Origin of the sequence: Wolbachia endosymbiont (group A) of Ancistrocerus nigricornis (assembly GCF_947250785.1) — a bacterium.
Lineage (GTDB): Bacteria > Pseudomonadota > Alphaproteobacteria > Rickettsiales > Anaplasmataceae > Wolbachia > Wolbachia pipientis.
The window spans coordinates 757925-775205 of record NZ_OX366348.1; the positions used below are offsets into that span (position 1 = coordinate 757925).

10 protein-coding genes and 1 pseudogene are annotated in these 17281 nt (G+C 35.6%); 10 read left to right on the forward strand and 1 reads right to left on the reverse strand.

All coding sequences use genetic code 11. From position 1 onward, the window contains the following. Positions 1-73 precede the first annotated feature (73 nt). The 10 genes and pseudogenes from OOK90_RS03805 to OOK90_RS03850 all read left to right on the forward strand — a co-directional run bounded on the left by OOK90_RS03805 (position 74) and on the right by OOK90_RS03850 (position 16927). The gene (locus OOK90_RS03805; protein WP_006279654.1) at positions 74-1315 is read left to right on the forward strand and encodes a hypothetical protein; all 1242 of its coding nucleotides are present in this window, start codon (positions 74-76) and stop codon (positions 1313-1315) included. Between the two features lie 122 nt (positions 1316-1437). Then, positions 1438-2763 (forward strand): dihydroorotase, encoded by a 1326-nt coding sequence (locus OOK90_RS03810; RefSeq protein WP_022626228.1) that lies wholly within the window; start codon positions 1438-1440, stop codon positions 2761-2763. A gap of 198 nt (positions 2764-2961) precedes the next feature. Further along, positions 2962-4146 (forward strand): dicarboxylate/amino acid:cation symporter, encoded by a 1185-nt coding sequence (locus OOK90_RS03815; RefSeq protein WP_010082165.1) that lies wholly within the window; start codon positions 2962-2964, stop codon positions 4144-4146. A gap of 3 nt (positions 4147-4149) precedes the next feature. Then, a complete protein-coding gene (gene pyrE / locus OOK90_RS03820; RefSeq protein WP_264705751.1) occupies positions 4150-4746 on the forward strand; it encodes an orotate phosphoribosyltransferase in 597 nt (198 codons plus the stop codon). A 105-nt stretch (positions 4747-4851) separates the two neighbouring features. Continuing rightward, positions 4852-6681, forward strand: coding sequence for a translational GTPase TypA (gene typA, locus OOK90_RS03825; RefSeq protein WP_264705752.1), 1830 nt, complete (start codon positions 4852-4854; stop codon positions 6679-6681). A 62-nt stretch (positions 6682-6743) separates the two neighbouring features. After that, positions 6744-6989, forward strand: a pseudogene (locus OOK90_RS06465) (PD-(D/E)XK nuclease family transposase); the annotation flags it as partial. Positions 6990-7958: 969 nt separating this feature from the next. Then, a complete protein-coding gene (gene clpB / locus OOK90_RS03835; RefSeq protein ID WP_209473398.1) occupies positions 7959-10520 on the forward strand; it encodes an ATP-dependent chaperone ClpB in 2562 nt (853 codons plus the stop codon). Positions 10521-10547: 27 nt separating this feature from the next. Further along, positions 10548-15272, forward strand: a complete 4725-nt coding sequence (locus tag OOK90_RS03840; protein WP_264706178.1) for an NAD-glutamate dehydrogenase — start codon at positions 10548-10550, stop codon at positions 15270-15272. A gap of 4 nt (positions 15273-15276) precedes the next feature. Next, entirely contained in the window at positions 15277-15573 is a 297-nt protein-coding gene (gene tatB / locus OOK90_RS03845) for a Sec-independent protein translocase subunit TatB (protein WP_209472739.1), read from the forward strand. After that, positions 15545-16927 carry a PleD family two-component system response regulator gene (locus OOK90_RS03850; protein WP_264705753.1) on the forward strand — a complete coding sequence of 461 codons (1383 nt, stop codon included), beginning with the start codon at positions 15545-15547 and terminating at the stop codon, positions 16925-16927. Before tatB ends, OOK90_RS03850 begins: the two co-directional genes overlap by 29 nt. 122 nt (positions 16928-17049) lie before the next feature. On the opposite strand, the gene OOK90_RS03855 is transcribed toward OOK90_RS03850, so the two are convergent. Then, positions 17050-17214: a hypothetical protein gene (locus OOK90_RS03855; RefSeq protein ID WP_010962440.1), complete on the reverse strand. Its 165-nt coding sequence runs from the start codon at positions 17212-17214 to the stop codon at positions 17050-17052. Positions 17215-17281: the final 67 nt, after the last annotated feature.

The window sequence follows — 17281 nt, forward strand, 5'->3', positions numbered from 1 at the left end:
ATTAATTAAAAATTAAAAATTAAATATTAAATCTTTATACTTTTATAGATAGCGTTAATATTGAGGTAACATTGTGGGTACAACTAAGATTAGTAAATTTCCATTCAATATAAAAGGTAAAGTGGCAAAACAACATGCCGAACCAATAATCGAAAAAAATCTCTATACTATTTTAGGATTCAAAGATATAGAAGATTTTGAAAATAAGACAAGTAAACTTGTTAATAAAAAAGTTTGGCAATCATTTGTTGACTGCTTTGCAAAAGAAATAGATTATGCAGCAACCGAAGAAGTTGTAAAAAACATCGTTTGTAACATTGCAAAGAGTGATCAAGGTAATGCTTTTACCAAAACTGAACATCTCATATTAAATGAAAAGCAAGATAATAAAAAGAGAGAAAAAGCGATTAGAAAAGCTATTAGTATTTTGAGAAAAATCAATCCAGAAAAAGCCTTTAATGAACTTTCAGTAATAAAAAAACAAGCTGAAGATTTTTTACAAACCGATTTTTGTAAAGCACAGAGTAAATCACTTCAAGGATTTGCTCCCTCTGGTGGACAGCTCTTTGCGGAAACTCTGAAATATATAGAAACACTAGAAAGATTATCCGAAGTAAAAAAAGAAGGGCTAGTTAGAGATTTCTTGTTAAATCATGTTAGTTTATTGAATAAAAAGTATCCTAAATCACAAGGTAAAAGGGAAGATGCTATAACAATACTATCAAGTGATGAGTTGAAGAATTTTTACAATAAAGGTGTAAAAGAAGGAATGTTACAACCAATGGCATCTTACAAAGGATGCAGAAACCTGTATGACAAAATGAACCAGATAAAAAATGAATCCAAAAGTATAATTAAAAGAGAAGAACGGGAAGAAAATTTAAAGAAAATAGATAAGTCGATAATCAGCGCAATTAATGACATAAAAAAACATAGAGAAGCAATCCTTAACTGTAAAGACTTTCAAAATTCTTACATAAAAGAGAAAAAAGAACATCCATTTAGAGGCAACGCATGTCAAAAAATGATTGATATATATCAAGAGAGAATTGTTGGATATCAGGAGAAAATTCGTCAAAACTTAAACCAAATAAAAGCGATATTAAAAAGTGCGCCGCAAGAAATGGATGATGTGGAAGAATTCGAGGAAATAATTGATGATATACATGAAGCAAAGCAGTGTGATGAAATTTTTGATTCAGCTTTAATTTGTTTATCGAACATACAGAATGAGCTAGATATTCAGCTGGAAAATCCTTCAACAGAACTCAGAGCTTCACACATTAACGTTAAAACTGAGCTAACTAGGTTATAAGAACCAAATCTTTAGGATAATGAAAGCACTTTAATTCAAGACAGCTCTTAGTCTGTGTTTTAATTTGGTTGTGTTTTATTAAAAAAACTTTAGATTTATTTTATAATCGATACTCAAATATAATGACTCAAACTTGGGATTTGTTGCAAACAGGGCAAAAGGAAGGCTATAAAATTGCGTATACTAATGCTCGTATTATCGACCCGGAAACTAAACTTGATATAAAAGGTTCATTATTGACTGAAGGGGATAAAATTGTTGACTTTGGTGAATCATTATTTTCAACAAGTGGAGTTGATGAAACAATAGACTGTAAAGGGCTTGTTCTAATGCCAGGCCTTATTGACATTCACGTACATTTTCGTGAACCAGGCCAGGAACATAAAGAAACTATATATACAGGCAGCAAATCTGCAGCTGCGGGGGGAGTTACAACTGTAGTTTGTCAGCCAAACACTGTTCCAGCAATTGATAGCGTTATTTTGGCTAAATATTTGAAATATAGAGCACTTGAAACTTCACATGTAAACGTTGAATTTTACGCTAAAATCACCACTTCGGAAGAACACCTGACTGAAATGGCACTTTTAAAGGAAGCAGGTGCGGTTGGGTTCACCGATGATGGCATGCCAGTTATGAACCCAATGATTATGAGACAGGCGCTGCTTTATTCAAGTATGCTGAATGTTCCTATTGCTCAACATGCAGAAGATTTAAATTTATCTGCTGGTGGCGCAATCAACGAAGGTAAAATTTCTGAAGAATTGGGAGTAAAGGGGATCTTGAGTGCGTCAGAATCGGTTATGGTAAATCGTGATATACTGCTAATGAAGGATATGGAAAATGTGCACTACCATATTCTACATGTCTCTTCAAAAGATTCACTTGATGCTATTAAACGTGCAAAAGATTTGGGATTAAATGTTACGTGCGAAGTAACCCCTCATCACTTCACTTTGACTGAAGATATAGTAAAACAACATGGAGCAATTGCAAAAATGAATCCGCCGCTTCGCACTGAAGAAGATCGTTTAGCTATGGTTGAAGGTTTAAAGACAGGTGTGATTGATTGCATTGCAACTGATCACGCTCCGCATGATCGTAGTTCTAAAGATCTACCACTTGAAAATGCTGCATTTGGTATTGTTGGTCTTGAAACAATGCTGCCCCTTTCACTTGAACTCTATCACAGTGGGCAAATGGGTCTACTTGATGTGCTTGCAAAATTGACATATAAGCCTGCAGATATAATACACATACCACGTGGTCGTATACAAAAAAACCTTGCTGCAGACTTAATTTTAGTTGACCTCAATCATGAATGGGAAATTAAAACTGACAACTTTGCTAGTAAATCAAAGAATTCTCCTTTCGATGGTCGCAAAGTAAAAGGACACGTAGTACGTACTGTTGTGTCCGGCAAAACTATATACTCGCAGAAGAGTTAGTTATCATATCTTATCTATTCCAATTTGTTATCACCAGAATGGGCTAAGTGCACCTAAATTTAAATTAAGAAATCTTACACTGTCTCCGAATAAACACATCCTCTTATCTTTCCCTAATCTGTAAAGTTATTTTGTCTATCAATCTGATTCCAAAACAGCAAAATTATTGTATAATGTTACTTTGAAGTTTTATTTTCAATGCACAAGTTTGCAATACTTTTTTCTATACTGCTTGCAATAGTTGCTTACTACCTAAACAATGAAATCATATTTGAAATAGCAAAGCTATTTAGTGATATCTTTATCAGCTTGCTCAAATTAATAAGCTTACCTCTGGTTTTTTTATCCATAGTTTCCACAATTTCCGGGCTCAAAGACTCAATTGAAATCAAAGTCTTAGTTAAGAAAACACTATTTTATACTCTGCTTACAACTATTATAGCTGCGTTTGTTGCATTATCGTTTTATTTGTTAATAGATCCAGCAAGAAAAAATTTCATAAGTAATACAATAGGGAGTATTAACAGCAATAACCACAGTTATTTTTCATATTTAAAATCACTCATTCCTTCTAATTTTGTGCAAGTTTTTCTTGAAAATAATATGATTGGTAGCATATTAATCGCTTTTTTGATGGGTGGAGCTATTGTTTCACTTTCAAAAGAAAAGCAGGATATATTATATCAAGTATTCTCTGCACTTTTTGATACGCTACTTAAAATTGCTCAAGGGTTATTAAAATTTATTCCGCTTGCTGTTTGGTCTTTTATTACATGTTTTTTGCATGAATTAAAAGGCGGTAGTGAGTTCTACAATCTTTTATGGTATTTTGTTTGCATAATGTCTGCAAATTTTGTGCAGGCATTTCTGATTTTACCGCTATTTATGTGGTATAAAGGCATATCACCAATTCAAACGCTGAAAGGGGTTATGCCAGCACTCACACTTGCGTTTTTTTCTAAATCATCCAGTGCAACATTGCCAACAACTATAGAATGTGTGCAGAACAAGCTAAAGGTGCCAAAGAAATTATCGTCTTTTATTTTACCAATATGCACAACAATTAACATGAATGCATGTGCTGCATTTATACTAATCACTGTAATGTTTGTTGCAGAAATGAACGGATACGTATTTTCCTTAAGCGAAATGTTGATATGGATTTTTTTAGCTACAGGGGCTGCAATTGGTAACGCTGGAGTGCCGATGGGGTGCTATTTTATGGCAACCAGTTATCTCATGTCGATGAATGTTCCTCTGCATATTATGGGACTGATTTTGCCTATTTATACAATCATCGATATGTTTGAAACTGCAATAAATGTGTGGTCTGATGTTTGTATCACTCAGATAATTAATAAAGAATGTAATAGTGAAACTTAAAAAATGATATTAGACGAAAATAACCTAATAATAAAAGAATTTAAAGAAGCAGAAGCAATTTTGCATGGGCATTTTGTTTTATCATCCGGGCTGCATAGTGACACATACATACAGTGTGCGAAGATTTTTGAAAATCCAAGCAGAGCCATGAAAGTTTGCGCATTATTAGCAGATAAAATAAAAAAAGAATTAAATAGCTCCATAGATTTAATATTATCTCCTGCAATTGGTGGAATAATTGTGGGTTATGAGATTGGCAGGCAGCTTGGAATAAAGACAATGTTTTGCGAGCGCGTTAATGGTAAGTTTGAATTACGCCGTGGATTTAAGATCAAAAAGGGTGAGAAAATATTGCTCATTGAAGATGTAATAACCAAAGGTAAATCTTCACTTGAAGCAGTGGAATGTGCAGAAGGGGAAGGAGGTAAAGTTGTTGCTGAAGCTTCTTTGATAAAGAGAAATAGTGAAACGAAACTGCCTTTTCCTGTCATATCTTTGATTGAACTGAACATCAAAAACTACAGCGAGGAAGAACTTCCAAGTGAATTAAAACAACTACCCATAACAAAACCTGGGAGTAGGGAATATTTAACAAAGTAATCCTATAATATCTTGGAAACACAGCATTTATACACAGCTTTAGTTATTTACTCCAAGTGTATTTTATGTATACTTATTACTAAATTAATTTTGAAATGATAGAAAATGAACGAATTTAAATCGATCCGAAATATAGCAATAATCGCACACGTTGACCACGGTAAAACTACTTTACTTGATAACATGTTAAAACAAAGTGGCACATTCCGCGAGAATCAAGAAGTTCAAGAACGAGTGATGGATAGTGGTGATCAAGAGCGTGAACGCGGAATTACAATACTTGCAAAATGTACATCAATAATGTGGGGCGATGAAAAGATCAATATTATTGACACGCCAGGGCACGCGGACTTTGGTGGGGAAGTGGAAAGGGTATTGTGCATGGCAGATGGTGTGTTGCTGCTGGTTGACGCTGCAGAAGGTCCCATGCCACAAACAAAATTTGTGCTCTCAAAAGCACTAAAAGCAAATTTGAAGCCAATTGTGATAATCAATAAGGTCGACCGACCAGATAGCAGAATTGATGAAGTATTAAATGAAATATATGAGTTATTTTTTAACCTTGATGCAACCAACGAGCAGCTAGATTTTCCAGTGTTGTATGCTTCAGGTAGAAATGGCTGGTGTGCTAAGGAGCTTTCTGATGAAAGAAAAGATTTAAGCCCATTATTTTCAACGGTTATAGATTATATAAAACCTTCTGTTTATAATCAAAATGCACCTTTTGCTATGTTGGTCACTCTACTTGAGTCTGATAAGTTTCTTGGCAGAATATTGACAGGAAAGGTTTATCAGGGCATTGCAAAAGTCAATTCAGATCTTAAGGTGCTTGACCTCGATGGCAAAGTAATTGAACGAGGAAGATTAACTAAGTTGCTCTCATTTTCTGGCTTGAAACGCATTCCAGTAGAACAAGCTGTGGCGGGAGACATAATTGCAATTGCAGGACTTGAGGAAGCTTCGGTTTCAGATACTATAGCAGCACCAGAAGTTACAACTGCAGTAAGCTCAACTCCAGTTGATCCGCCAACAATGGCGATTACTCTGAGCGTTAATGATTCACCTTTTGCTGGGCAAGAAGGTACAAAGCTTACTTCAACTGCTATAAAGGATCGTTTATATGCGGAAGCAGAAACAAATGTTGCAATTACTGTGACTTTGGCACCAAGCGGTGAAGCATTTGAAGTAGGTGGGCGTGGTGAGTTACAGCTTGGAGTGTTAATTGAAAATATGAGGAGAGAAGGTTTTGAGCTTTCGGTATCACGCCCTCGCGTGTTATTTAAAGAAGAAGGCGGTAAAAAACTTGAACCTATAGAGGAAGTAGTAATTGATGTAGATGATGAATATAGTGGAATCATCATGGAAAAACTCAGCTTCCGTAAAGGTGAAGTAACTGACATGAGACCTTCTGGTAATGGCAGGACAAGATTAACGTTTTTAGTGCCATCAAGAGGATTAATCGGTTATCAAGGAGAGTTTTTAACTGATTCTCGTGGCACAGGCATAATTAACCGTTTATTTCACAGTTATGCTCCACATAGAGGTCCAATTTCTGGAAGGCGCAATGGAGTTTTAATTTCTACAGATAAGGGTGAGGCTGTGGCATATGCAATTTTCAATTTGCAAGACAGGGGAATTATGTTTATTAAGCCACAGGATAAGGTATATTGTGGCATGGTTGTCGGCCAGCATAGCCGTGACAATGATTTGGAGGTAAATGTGTTAAAGGGTAAGCAATTAACAAACGTAAGAGCTTCAGGTAGTGATGAAGCTATAAAGCTCACTCCACCAAAGATAATGACACTGGAGGATATGATAGCGTATATAGATGATGATGAATTGGTGGAAGTAACTCCAAAATCTATACGTTTACGCAAGAAATTCCTTGATCCAAATGAACGTAAGCGTGCAGGAAGGGCAAAGAATAAGGAGTAATCAGAGGTTGAACATTTGCGAAAAATAGTGTATAATTATTCGTCTCCTAATTGTATTTAATTATGGCCTTTTCGAAATTTCTCGATCCAAAAAACAATTTCGCGTTCAAGAGAATATTTGGCACTGAGAAAAATAAAGATATTCTCATTCACTTTCTCAATGATATATTGGGCTTCGCTGGCAAAGATGAAATAGAAGAAATAGAATTTCTCAGCACTATCATGGATGCTGAGATTGCCTCTAAAAAACAAAGTATTGTTGATGTTTTCTGTACTGATTCTGCTGGAACCCAGCTAATTATTGAAATGGTGCGACCTGAAAGTCTTCGGTCATATTGTTTAAAAGGAGAGGAATTCCTTCAGAAAGAAACTAAAAGAGTTCTAAAACTTATTAAACCAGATGTTTTGCCATCTGAGTCTATGCATCAGTGCGAATCGGGTAACCGGTTGGTGCCAAGCGATGCGGACAATGAACCTCCTCTTGAAAAAGAAGATGCTCAATCGTGAAAGGAGCATAAACTACAAGCATCATGTGGTTGGAGAGCTAGGCTTAGTGGTATGGTGAACGTAAGTGAAGCTTCATAAGTATCGTAACGATTAAAGAGCTAAAGATGCTGATAAGCTCCGACCAAAAGGTAATGTGACATTTTTCATTTCTGGATGTACGCAAATCACCGGTATAGAGAAGTCACCTAACCCACTGTTGTATGACAGAAGGAACAGGGTAAGCCTGTATTTCCGCCTATATGGCAAGCAAACCGCAAGGAACGCTGATGAAAATGCAGGTAAAGGATAATGGAGAAAGCGAATGCCATTTTGTAAAGAAATGTATAGAATTTGTAACATTAATTCGCGTGAAAACGAGCAGATTTCCATTTGGTCCCTCGTGACAAGAAACTTTGTTAACCACTTGAGGTAGAGAAGCAGATGACCTTACCCACAGAAATGATGAAGAAATTAGGAATATTTTTTACAAAAAGGACAATACTAACAAAAGAACTTTATTCTATTTAAAATATAAAGTTACAATAAATTTTCCTGTCATCTCCAAATAAATTACATTAACTTAGTATTGTATATTGTTAATAACTTAAATAATACAACCATTTTCAGCAACAAAAACCAAAGGTCTTGAGATACAAGATATTTGTATGGTTACTATGATAGTTCCTTTTTTAAGAAAGTTTTAAATTTCATACCTAACAATAAACAACTTTAGGTTTAAATTTATGAAATCAGTTGTTATATACATCAGCAAATACGAATTTAACTGGTGTTATGGACTTAAATAAATTTACCGAAAAAGCAAAAAGTCTAATTCAAAGTGCTCAAATGAAAGCGTTGGGAGCTGGGCATCAGATTTTTATGCCTGAGCATTTACTAAAAGTGATGCTTGAAGATGAATCAGGTTTAGTTCAGGATTTGATAAACGCTTGTGGTGGAAGTGTGCAAAGTATTTCTGATGCTGTGGATAGCGCAATAAAAAAGTTGCCAGTAATTGAAGGTCCAGGAAGTGGTGGCCTTCAACTTTCAAGAGAAATAGCAAAAGTTTTTGAAGATTCAATTGGTATTGCAAAGAGAAATAAAGATTCATTTGTTGCTGTCGAGCGTTTACTGCAGGGCCTCACTGCACAAAAAGATGATACTGTAGGCAAAATTCTGGCAGAGAATGGTGTAACTCCACAAAAACTGAACTCAGTTGTTGCAGAAATGAGAAAGGGCAGCAGTGCGGACTCGCCAAACAGTGAGGAAAAATTAAACGCGGCAAAGAAATATACAAAAGATGTTACAGAGCTTGCTATGCAAGGAAAGCTTGATCCTGTAATTGGTCGTGATGAAGAGATCAGAAGAACTATGCAGGTATCACTGAGGCGGACAAAAAATAATCCAGTGCTGATCGGTGAACCTGGTGTTGGAAAAACTGCAATAGTTGAGGGGCTTGCAAATAGAATTGTTGCAAACGATGTACCACTTGGTTTGCATGATGCAAAGGTCTTAGCTTTGGATCTTGGTGCATTAATCGCTGGAACAAAGTTTAGAGGAGAATTTGAAGAAAGGTTAAAAGCAGTTATTAATGAGCTTTCGAAAGCGGAGGGAAAAGTTATCTTGTTTATAGATGAGCTTCATACTTTAGTTGGAGCAGGAGCAACAAGTGGTGCAATGGATGCCTCGAATCTGCTGAAGCCTGCTCTTGCGCGTGGAGAAATTCGCTGTATAGGAGCCACAACTTTAGATGAATATCGTCAGCATATAGAAAAAGATCCTGCGCTTGCAAGGCGTTTCCAGCCTGTGTTTATTTCTCAACCAACTGAAACTGATACCATTTCAATACTCAGGGGTTTGAAGGAAAGATATGAGGTGCATCATGGTATAAGAATTACAGACGGTGCAATAATTGCTGCTGCAACGTTGTCCAATAGATATATAACAGATAGGTTTTTACCTGATAAAGCAATTGATTTGATTGATGAAGCAGCAAGTAGGGTGAGAATTGAAATGGATAGCAAGCCTGAAGTTATTGATGAACTTGAGAGAAAGGTTATACAGCTAAAGATTGAAGCAGAGGCTTTAAAAAAAGAAAGTGATGAAAATTCTAAACAGCGTTTAAAAAAGATAAATGAGAAGGTTGAAAACCTAAATAGCAAATTTGCTGACTTGAACAGCAAATGGCAGATGGAAAAGAATAAAATAGCTAGAATACAAGAAACAGCCGAAAAATTAGATAACGCTAGAAAAGAGCTGGAATTGGCTCAGCGGAGTGGAAATTTAGGAAAAGCAGGAGAGCTGATGTATGGTGTGATCCCTCAGCTTGAGAATGAATTAAAAAATCAGGAAAAGGTTACTGATAGTTTCTTAAAGAAAGAAGTGACTGGAGATGATATTGCAAACATTGTTTCAAAGTGGACAGGAATTCCAGTTGATAACATGATGCACAGTGAAAAGGAAAAACTTCTTAACATGGAGAATGAAATAGGAAGAAGAGTAATAGGGCAGAAAGATGCAATAGAAGCGATAAGTAATGCAGTTAGGCGCTCCCGCTCTGGGGTGCAAGATACTAATCGACCTTTTGGTTCATTCTTATTCTTAGGCCCAACCGGGGTTGGTAAAACCGAACTTGCGAAAGCCTTAGCTGAATTTCTGTTTGACGATCAATCAGCGCTTCTGCGTTTTGATATGTCAGAATATATGGAAAAACATTCTGTTTCAAAGCTAATTGGCGCGCCTCCAGGGTATGTTGGCTATGAACAAGGTGGCAGATTAACTGAAGCGGTAAGAAGAAGGCCATATCAGGTTATTCTGTTTGATGAAATCGAGAAAGCAAATCCAGATATATTTAATCTATTGCTGCAAATCTTGGATGAGGGTAGACTCACTGATAGTCATGGTAAATTAATTGATTTTCGCAACACCATACTGATTTTAACTTCTAACCTTGGCGCTGAGATAATGCTAAAAGGGAATGTTGATTCTGTAAGAAATGAAGTGATGCAAATAGTTAAATCAGCATTTCGTCCAGAATTTTTAAACAGGCTGGATGAAATTATTATATTCCACAGTTTAACCAGAGATGACATCTATAAAATTATAGATGTTCAATTTTCTTATTTACAAAAAACACTTGCTAAGCGTAAACTGAGTATAAGTTTGTTGCAGGAAGCTAAAGAACTAATAGCACAAACTGGCTATGACCCTGAATATGGAGCAAGGCCCTTAAAAAGGGTTATACAAGAGTGTATTCAAAATAATTTAGCTAAATTAGTTTTATCAGGGGAAGTAGTAGAAAATGATGAGCTAATAGTGTACGCTCTTGATAATGAAATCTTAGTTAAAAAGGTTTAAGTTCACTGTGTATTTTTGTTAAAAAAAATGTGTATAGATCATAATGTTGACACTGAGTCTTTATTTAAGTTAGCTGATCAAGAAAATCAGCAAGATAAAGAAAAAATTAAAAAATTTATTAAGTATTTTTATAGTTTTGTTTATAAAAGCGACCTAAAAGCCAATGATAAGTTTTTGCTATATATTGTAAACGATGCTTACAATTTTGTTTCTCAAAAAGAGAAAGATGAAAGTAAGTTAGTAGTAAGCAATATAGATGATATACCAGGAATAGAAGGCGATTTTACCACGATTAAGATAACAAACGATGATATGCCATTTTTGGTTGACTCCGTTATTGCAACTATTAAGTCGCACGATTTAACCATATGCTATTACAGCAACAGCATAATTAACATTAAAAGAAAAGATGGCCTAATAGACGAGATTTACTCTTTGGAAGAAAGCAATGGAGTCAAAGAGTCAGTCATATATGTAATTATCAAAGGTATAAGTGACAGCTTTGTTGATACATTAAAAGAATCTCTACAGAAAACGCTGAAAGCGGTTAATTGCGTTGTGAAAGATTGGCACTTAATGCTCAAGAAACTTGATGAGGCAAGTCTTTCTGTCATCCCAGCTGGGATCCAGGAAAAGGACACGTGGATTCCAGTGTCACGCACTGGAATGACACCAGACCGAAATCAAGAGCAAAAAGATTTTCTAGTTTGGTTAAAGAATAATAACTTCGTATTTCTAGGTTATCAAGAATATATTGCTGGTAAAGATGAAAAACTCGTCTGTGACAGCAAAAAGGACCTTGGCCTGATGAGAGTAGGTCAAAGTACGTTGATTCCTTCTGCAAACCTTGATTCCCTATACATATTGAGATCAGATCTAATCTCAATAGTCCATCGGCGTACATACATGAATTGTATAGGAGTAAAAGAATTTGATGACCAGGGTAATGTGGTAAAGGAACGGCGTTTTTTCGGGCTATTTACTTCTGTAGCGGAGGTCCAAGATATTAGAACTATTCCAATAATAAGAGATAAAGTTAAAGTTATAGAAAAAAATGCAGGGTTTGTAACCGGGGGCCACAATAACAAAGCTCTAATTTATATTTTACAAGTATTCTCATGTGATGAATTGTTCCAGTCTAATGAGGAAGAATTATTTCAAATTTGTACTTCTATTATGTCCCTTGCAATAAGACCAAGAGTCAAGTTATGCTTAAGAAGTAAGGGAGCGTTTACTAGTTGTATAGTGCTGATACCGATGCGTTATGCTAGCTCCAGGCTAATGCTCAAGATAAGCAATATATTGAAGGATGAGATAAATGCAGAAAGTTCAGATATTTATAACCACCACATTATAAACGAATATGACTTAATGAAATTGCACGTGGTGCTAAAGGCTAAAAACGCTAGTGTTCCTGATGATGAAGTTTTGCGTATCGAAAACAAATTAAGGAACATTACGGAAAAATGGGAAGATCGTTTTATAGACAATTTATATAATACTTTTAGCACTGTTGAGGATATATTCATCCGTTATTGCAAGGCATTTCCAATAAGCTATCAAGAGAGTTTCGAACCTCATGACGCATATTACGATATGAAAAAATTGGAGATAGTGAGGAAAAAAAGAGTTAGCGAGGTCGATTTAAGACTTACTCGTGACAATCTTAATTATCAATTAAAGGTTTACACTTCGAGCAATGGAGGTCTTGAATTATCGAAGATATTAAGAATTACTAAGAATTTGGGAGCTAAGATTCTATCTCATAATGGCTATTACATAGAAATTAACGGCGGAATATGGATACACCATTTTGTGTTGTCAAGAGTCGATGAATTAATAGACAACATTACTCTAAAAGAGCAATTTGAAATAACACTTGCGAAAGTGTTTAGCAAGGAAATTAAAAATGACTATTTCAATAGTTTGATCATTATTGCTGGGCTCAAGTGGAAAGAAGTGCTTCTGGTTAGAGCGTTAAGTGCTTACCTAAAGCAGACGTCATTTAACTACAATCCAGAATATATCCAAAAGGTAGTCTCAGAGCATCCAAAAATAGTAAAGTATTTGATACAACTATTTCATGCAAGATTTGATCCTAACATAGACATTGATAGAGCAGAAACTACGGACATTGTCAGAGAAAAAATTGAGGAACTTCTAAAAGAGATCAGCAATGTTTCACATGATTACGTTTTGCGCTCGATATTTAACTTGATAATGGCTATTTTAAGGACCAGTTATTATCAAGACGATAAACCATATTTATCTACAAAATTTGACTCAAGTAAAATAAATGGTTTACCTGATCCTCGTCCGTATCGTGAATTGTATATTTATTCAAACCTTTTTGAGGGAATACATCTAAGAGGAGGGAAATTAGCCCGTGGTGGCTTAAGGTGGTCGGATAGGACGGAAGATTTTCGCACTGAAGTTTTGGGGCTCATGAAAGCTCAGATGACAAAAAATGCGGTTATTGTCCCTGTTGGTGCAAAGGGTGGGTTTGTAATAAAGCAAGCTTATAAAGATAAGAATATTTTAAGAGAGAAAAGTGTTGAGTGCTATAAGAGTTTTATCAGAGGAATGCTTGATATTACTGATAACGTGGTTGATGGTAAAATAATTCCACCAGAGAATGTGATTAGGTATGATGAAGATGATCCATATCTCGTGGTTGCTGCTGATAAAGGAACTGCTTCATTTTCTGATTATGCCAACCAGATAGCCTCTGAATATAACTTTTGGCTTGGCGATGCATTTGCATCTGGTGGATCAGTAGGTTACGACCATAAGAAAATGGGTATTACAGCAAGAGGTGCATGGATTGCAGCACAAAGGCATTTTTGGAAAATGAATAAGGATATTTACCAGGATGCAACTGTTATTGGAATTGGAGATATGGCTGGCGATCTATTTGGAAACGGTATGCTGCTTTCAAAAAATATACATTTAATCGGCGCATTTAACCATATGCATATTTTTGTTGACCCAAATCCTGATGCAGAAAAGAGTTTCACAGAACGTAAACGTCTCTTTAAGTTACCATTTTCAACCTGGATGGATTATAACAAAGATTTGATCTCTCAGGGTGGCGGGGTATTTGAGCGTAGCAGCAAGCAAGTAAATCTTTCTCAAGAAATGAAAAAATGCTTTGATATAACAGAAGATATGCTACCTCCAAGTGATTTGATTAGATATCTGTTGAAAGCAAAAGTGGACTTCATATGGAATGGAGGAATTGGCACGTTTGTTAAGGCAAAGAGTGAAAATCATAGCATGGTCGGTGACAAAGCAAACGATGAGCTGAGAGTAAATGGTAAGGATATTAGAGCTTCTATGTTTATAGAGGGTGGAAATCTTGGTTGTACACAGCTTGGAAGAATAGAATATGCTGAAAGAGGTGGATATATCAATGCAGATTTTGTTGATAATTCAGCCGGAGTGATATGTTCAGACCTTGAAGTTAACATTAAGATTGCATTTGTTTCAGCTATGAAAGCAGGGGGTATTTCTTTAGAAAAAAGGAATGAAATACTGGCAAGTATGGTGGATGAAGTTGCATCCAAAGTGCTTGAGAACCACAACAAAATTGAAACAAAAGCATTACTTCTTGAGTGTTTGCAAGCTAAAGAGAGATTGGAGCAGCACCACAGGTTACTGCTCAGTTTAGAAAAATCTGGGCTGTTAAACCGAAGCGTAGAATTTCTTCCAACTGAAGAAGAGATAGCAAGGATGTTAACTGGTGCAGAAGGTTTCAGTTCTCCTCAGCTCTCTGTTCTAATGTCTTATGCTAGAACAGCAATAAAAAATGAAATTATACATTCCGATCTGTCTGAAAAAGATCTTATATCTCATGACTACTTGCTAGGTTATTTTCCTAAAAAGATGGTAACAAAGTTTAAGGATTTCATATTAAAACACCAACTTCGTAGAGAAATTATCTCTACTTGCATTGCAAATGATGTAGTGAATAGAATGGGCTGTATATTCATCAATAATTTGGCTGAGAACACTGGAATTAAGATACAAGAAGCGGTTAACATATATATTGTTGTTAACCACCTGTATGATTTAAACAGCCTGTGGCAGAAAATTGATGAATTGGATGGAAAAATTGATGTTAACTCATACTTACAAATAGTGAGGAACGTGCAGAAATTTATTGGCAGAGTATCGTTTTGGTTAGTAAAAAATCTTAGCTTTGTAGAATTGGATGATGTTACAAAATTTAAAGATGCAATTGAAACTTTAGGCCATGATGTTTTAGATGAACACCTGTTAAAGGTCTATAATCATGGATACACTTCTTTAGTGGAACTTAATATAGATAAAGATCTAGCAAAAAAAATTGCTGACCTGTGCGTTCTTGCTTATGCACTGGATATTATATCTGTTGCTGAACAGACATCTTTGTCCATTCTTGATGCTGGTAAAATATACTTTGAGTTAAAGTCGCTGTTAAGATTCGATCTGATTAGAACAATTGCCATCAAGATGAAAAGCCGCTCTTCTTATTGGGATCGCAGCTTAGTTAATGATTTATTGGACGATTTAAGCAATTACCATCACAAGCTAACTGTTAAAGTCATAAAAGCTACTGATAACCCCGAAGATAAGGTTCAAACCTGGGCTTGTAATGATAAGGACTACATAGAACGTTATAATAGTTTTTTAGATGAGATGGTTGCTTCTAAACTTGATTTAAGCAAATTAATATTTATAATCAGAAGGATTAAAGTACTTGCTTCATAGGAAAATGTTCAATATAGGTCTTTCAGAAATTTTAGTTGTAGCTTTAGTGAGCATAATTGTTCTTGATAAAAATAAGGTACCTGTATTTATTGATTTTATTAAGACTATATATAGGTATTTTATAATTGTAAAGTTAAAAGCTAGGAGGTTATTGAAGGATGCCGGAATTGAAGACTTATATAAAGAATGTAATGCTGAGAAAGTAAATTACATAATTGGTAAAAATGGTAAGCTTTATCCTACTTATGATATAGATAATACATCTAAAGATAATGACAGCAAAGATTCTGGTAGTAGATGATGTACTATCTAATGTCAAGCTTTTAGAAGCTCGACTAAAAGCAGAGTACTATACGGTTATCGTAGCTCATGATGGTGAAGAAGCTATAGATTTAGTAGCAAAGCAGCAGCCTGATATTATATTACTTGATATCATGATGCCAAAGATGAATGGCTTTGAAGTTTGTAAGGAGCTAAAAAATGATCCCTTGACAACCCATATTCCAATAATTATGGTAACTGCGCTGCATGATACTCATGATAGAGTGCAAGGTATTAATGCTGGCGCGGATGATTTTCTGACTAAACCAATAAACGAAACTGCTTTATCTGCACGAATTAAGTCTCTCACACGCTTAAAGATGATTATCGATGAATTGCGTTTGAGAGGAGAAACTAACGCTGAGATTGGTGGAGTCGCAGGAAACAGTATTATGGATTATTCCAATCAGATTTTTGATGCTAACATACTTGTTATAGATGAGGATGTTCATCAAGCAGAGCAGATATATAATATATTAAAGCAACGCTTTAGGTCAATTAAAATACTGAGTGATCCAATGGAAGCATTGAAGGTTGGTATTGAGAATGGTTACGACCTGATCATTTCTGATATGCAATTTTCAAAAACTGACGGCTTGCGTTTGTGTTCTGAGTTTCGTAGTAAGGTGGAAACACGTTATACACCAATTCTGATTCTTTCTGAGGATTATGATAAAAACAATTTAGTAAAAGCACTTGATGTAGGTGCTAATGATTATTTAACAGTACCTTTGGATGAGGGTGAGCTAATAGCAAGGGTTAATTCGCAAGTAAAACGCAAAAGATATCAAGATGCCTTGAGAATGAATTTATTTAATAATGCGGAAATGTCTATAAAGGACCCATTAACTAACTGTTATAATAGAAGATATTTTGATGCACACTTAAGAAACATTGTTAAGGACTCTGTGGAAAAGGATAGAAGGTTGTCTCTTATGATACTTGATATAGACTATTTTAAGATAGTGAATGACAGTTTTGGGCATAGTGCTGGAGATGAACTTTTAAAGCAAATACAGAAAAGAATTTCTGAAAATATCAGAGTGACAGATTTACTAGCTAGGTTTGGTGGTGAGGAGTTTGTTGTTGTAATGCCAGATACCAATGTATCAGATGCGTATACTATTGCGGAGAGAATACGAAAAATTATTGCTAAAAAACCTTTTATACTTGCGGATAAAAATACAACCCACGATGTAACTGTGAGCATTGGAATTGCAGAAATGCAAGAATCTGACCTTGACAATATTAAAGAATTTATAGTACGTGCCGACAAATATTTATATAAAGCAAAAAACAGTGGTAGAAATAGAGTGGTTACTGGCTATAGCTAAAGTGGCTTAAGTTTGCCGACAACCGTCATTCCGCTACTAGTTAGCGGAATCTATGCTGAGATACCGCGAATGAATCGCGGTATGACGGTTCGCGGCAGCATGACGATAAGGTTTATACCTTGTCATTCCAGTGCTTGACACTGGAATCCAGTTTTCCATATAATCTCATCGAAAACGTTGTAACCACTTTCCATGCTAGTTTGCTTGTTCACAAGCAAACTTTTCTGGATCCCAGTGTCTGGGCACTGGGATGACATCATAGGGGCGCTGGGATGACACCCTGACAACCGTCGTCCCGCTGCTTGTTAGCTGGATCTATGCTAAGAGATACCGTGAATAAATCACGGTATGACG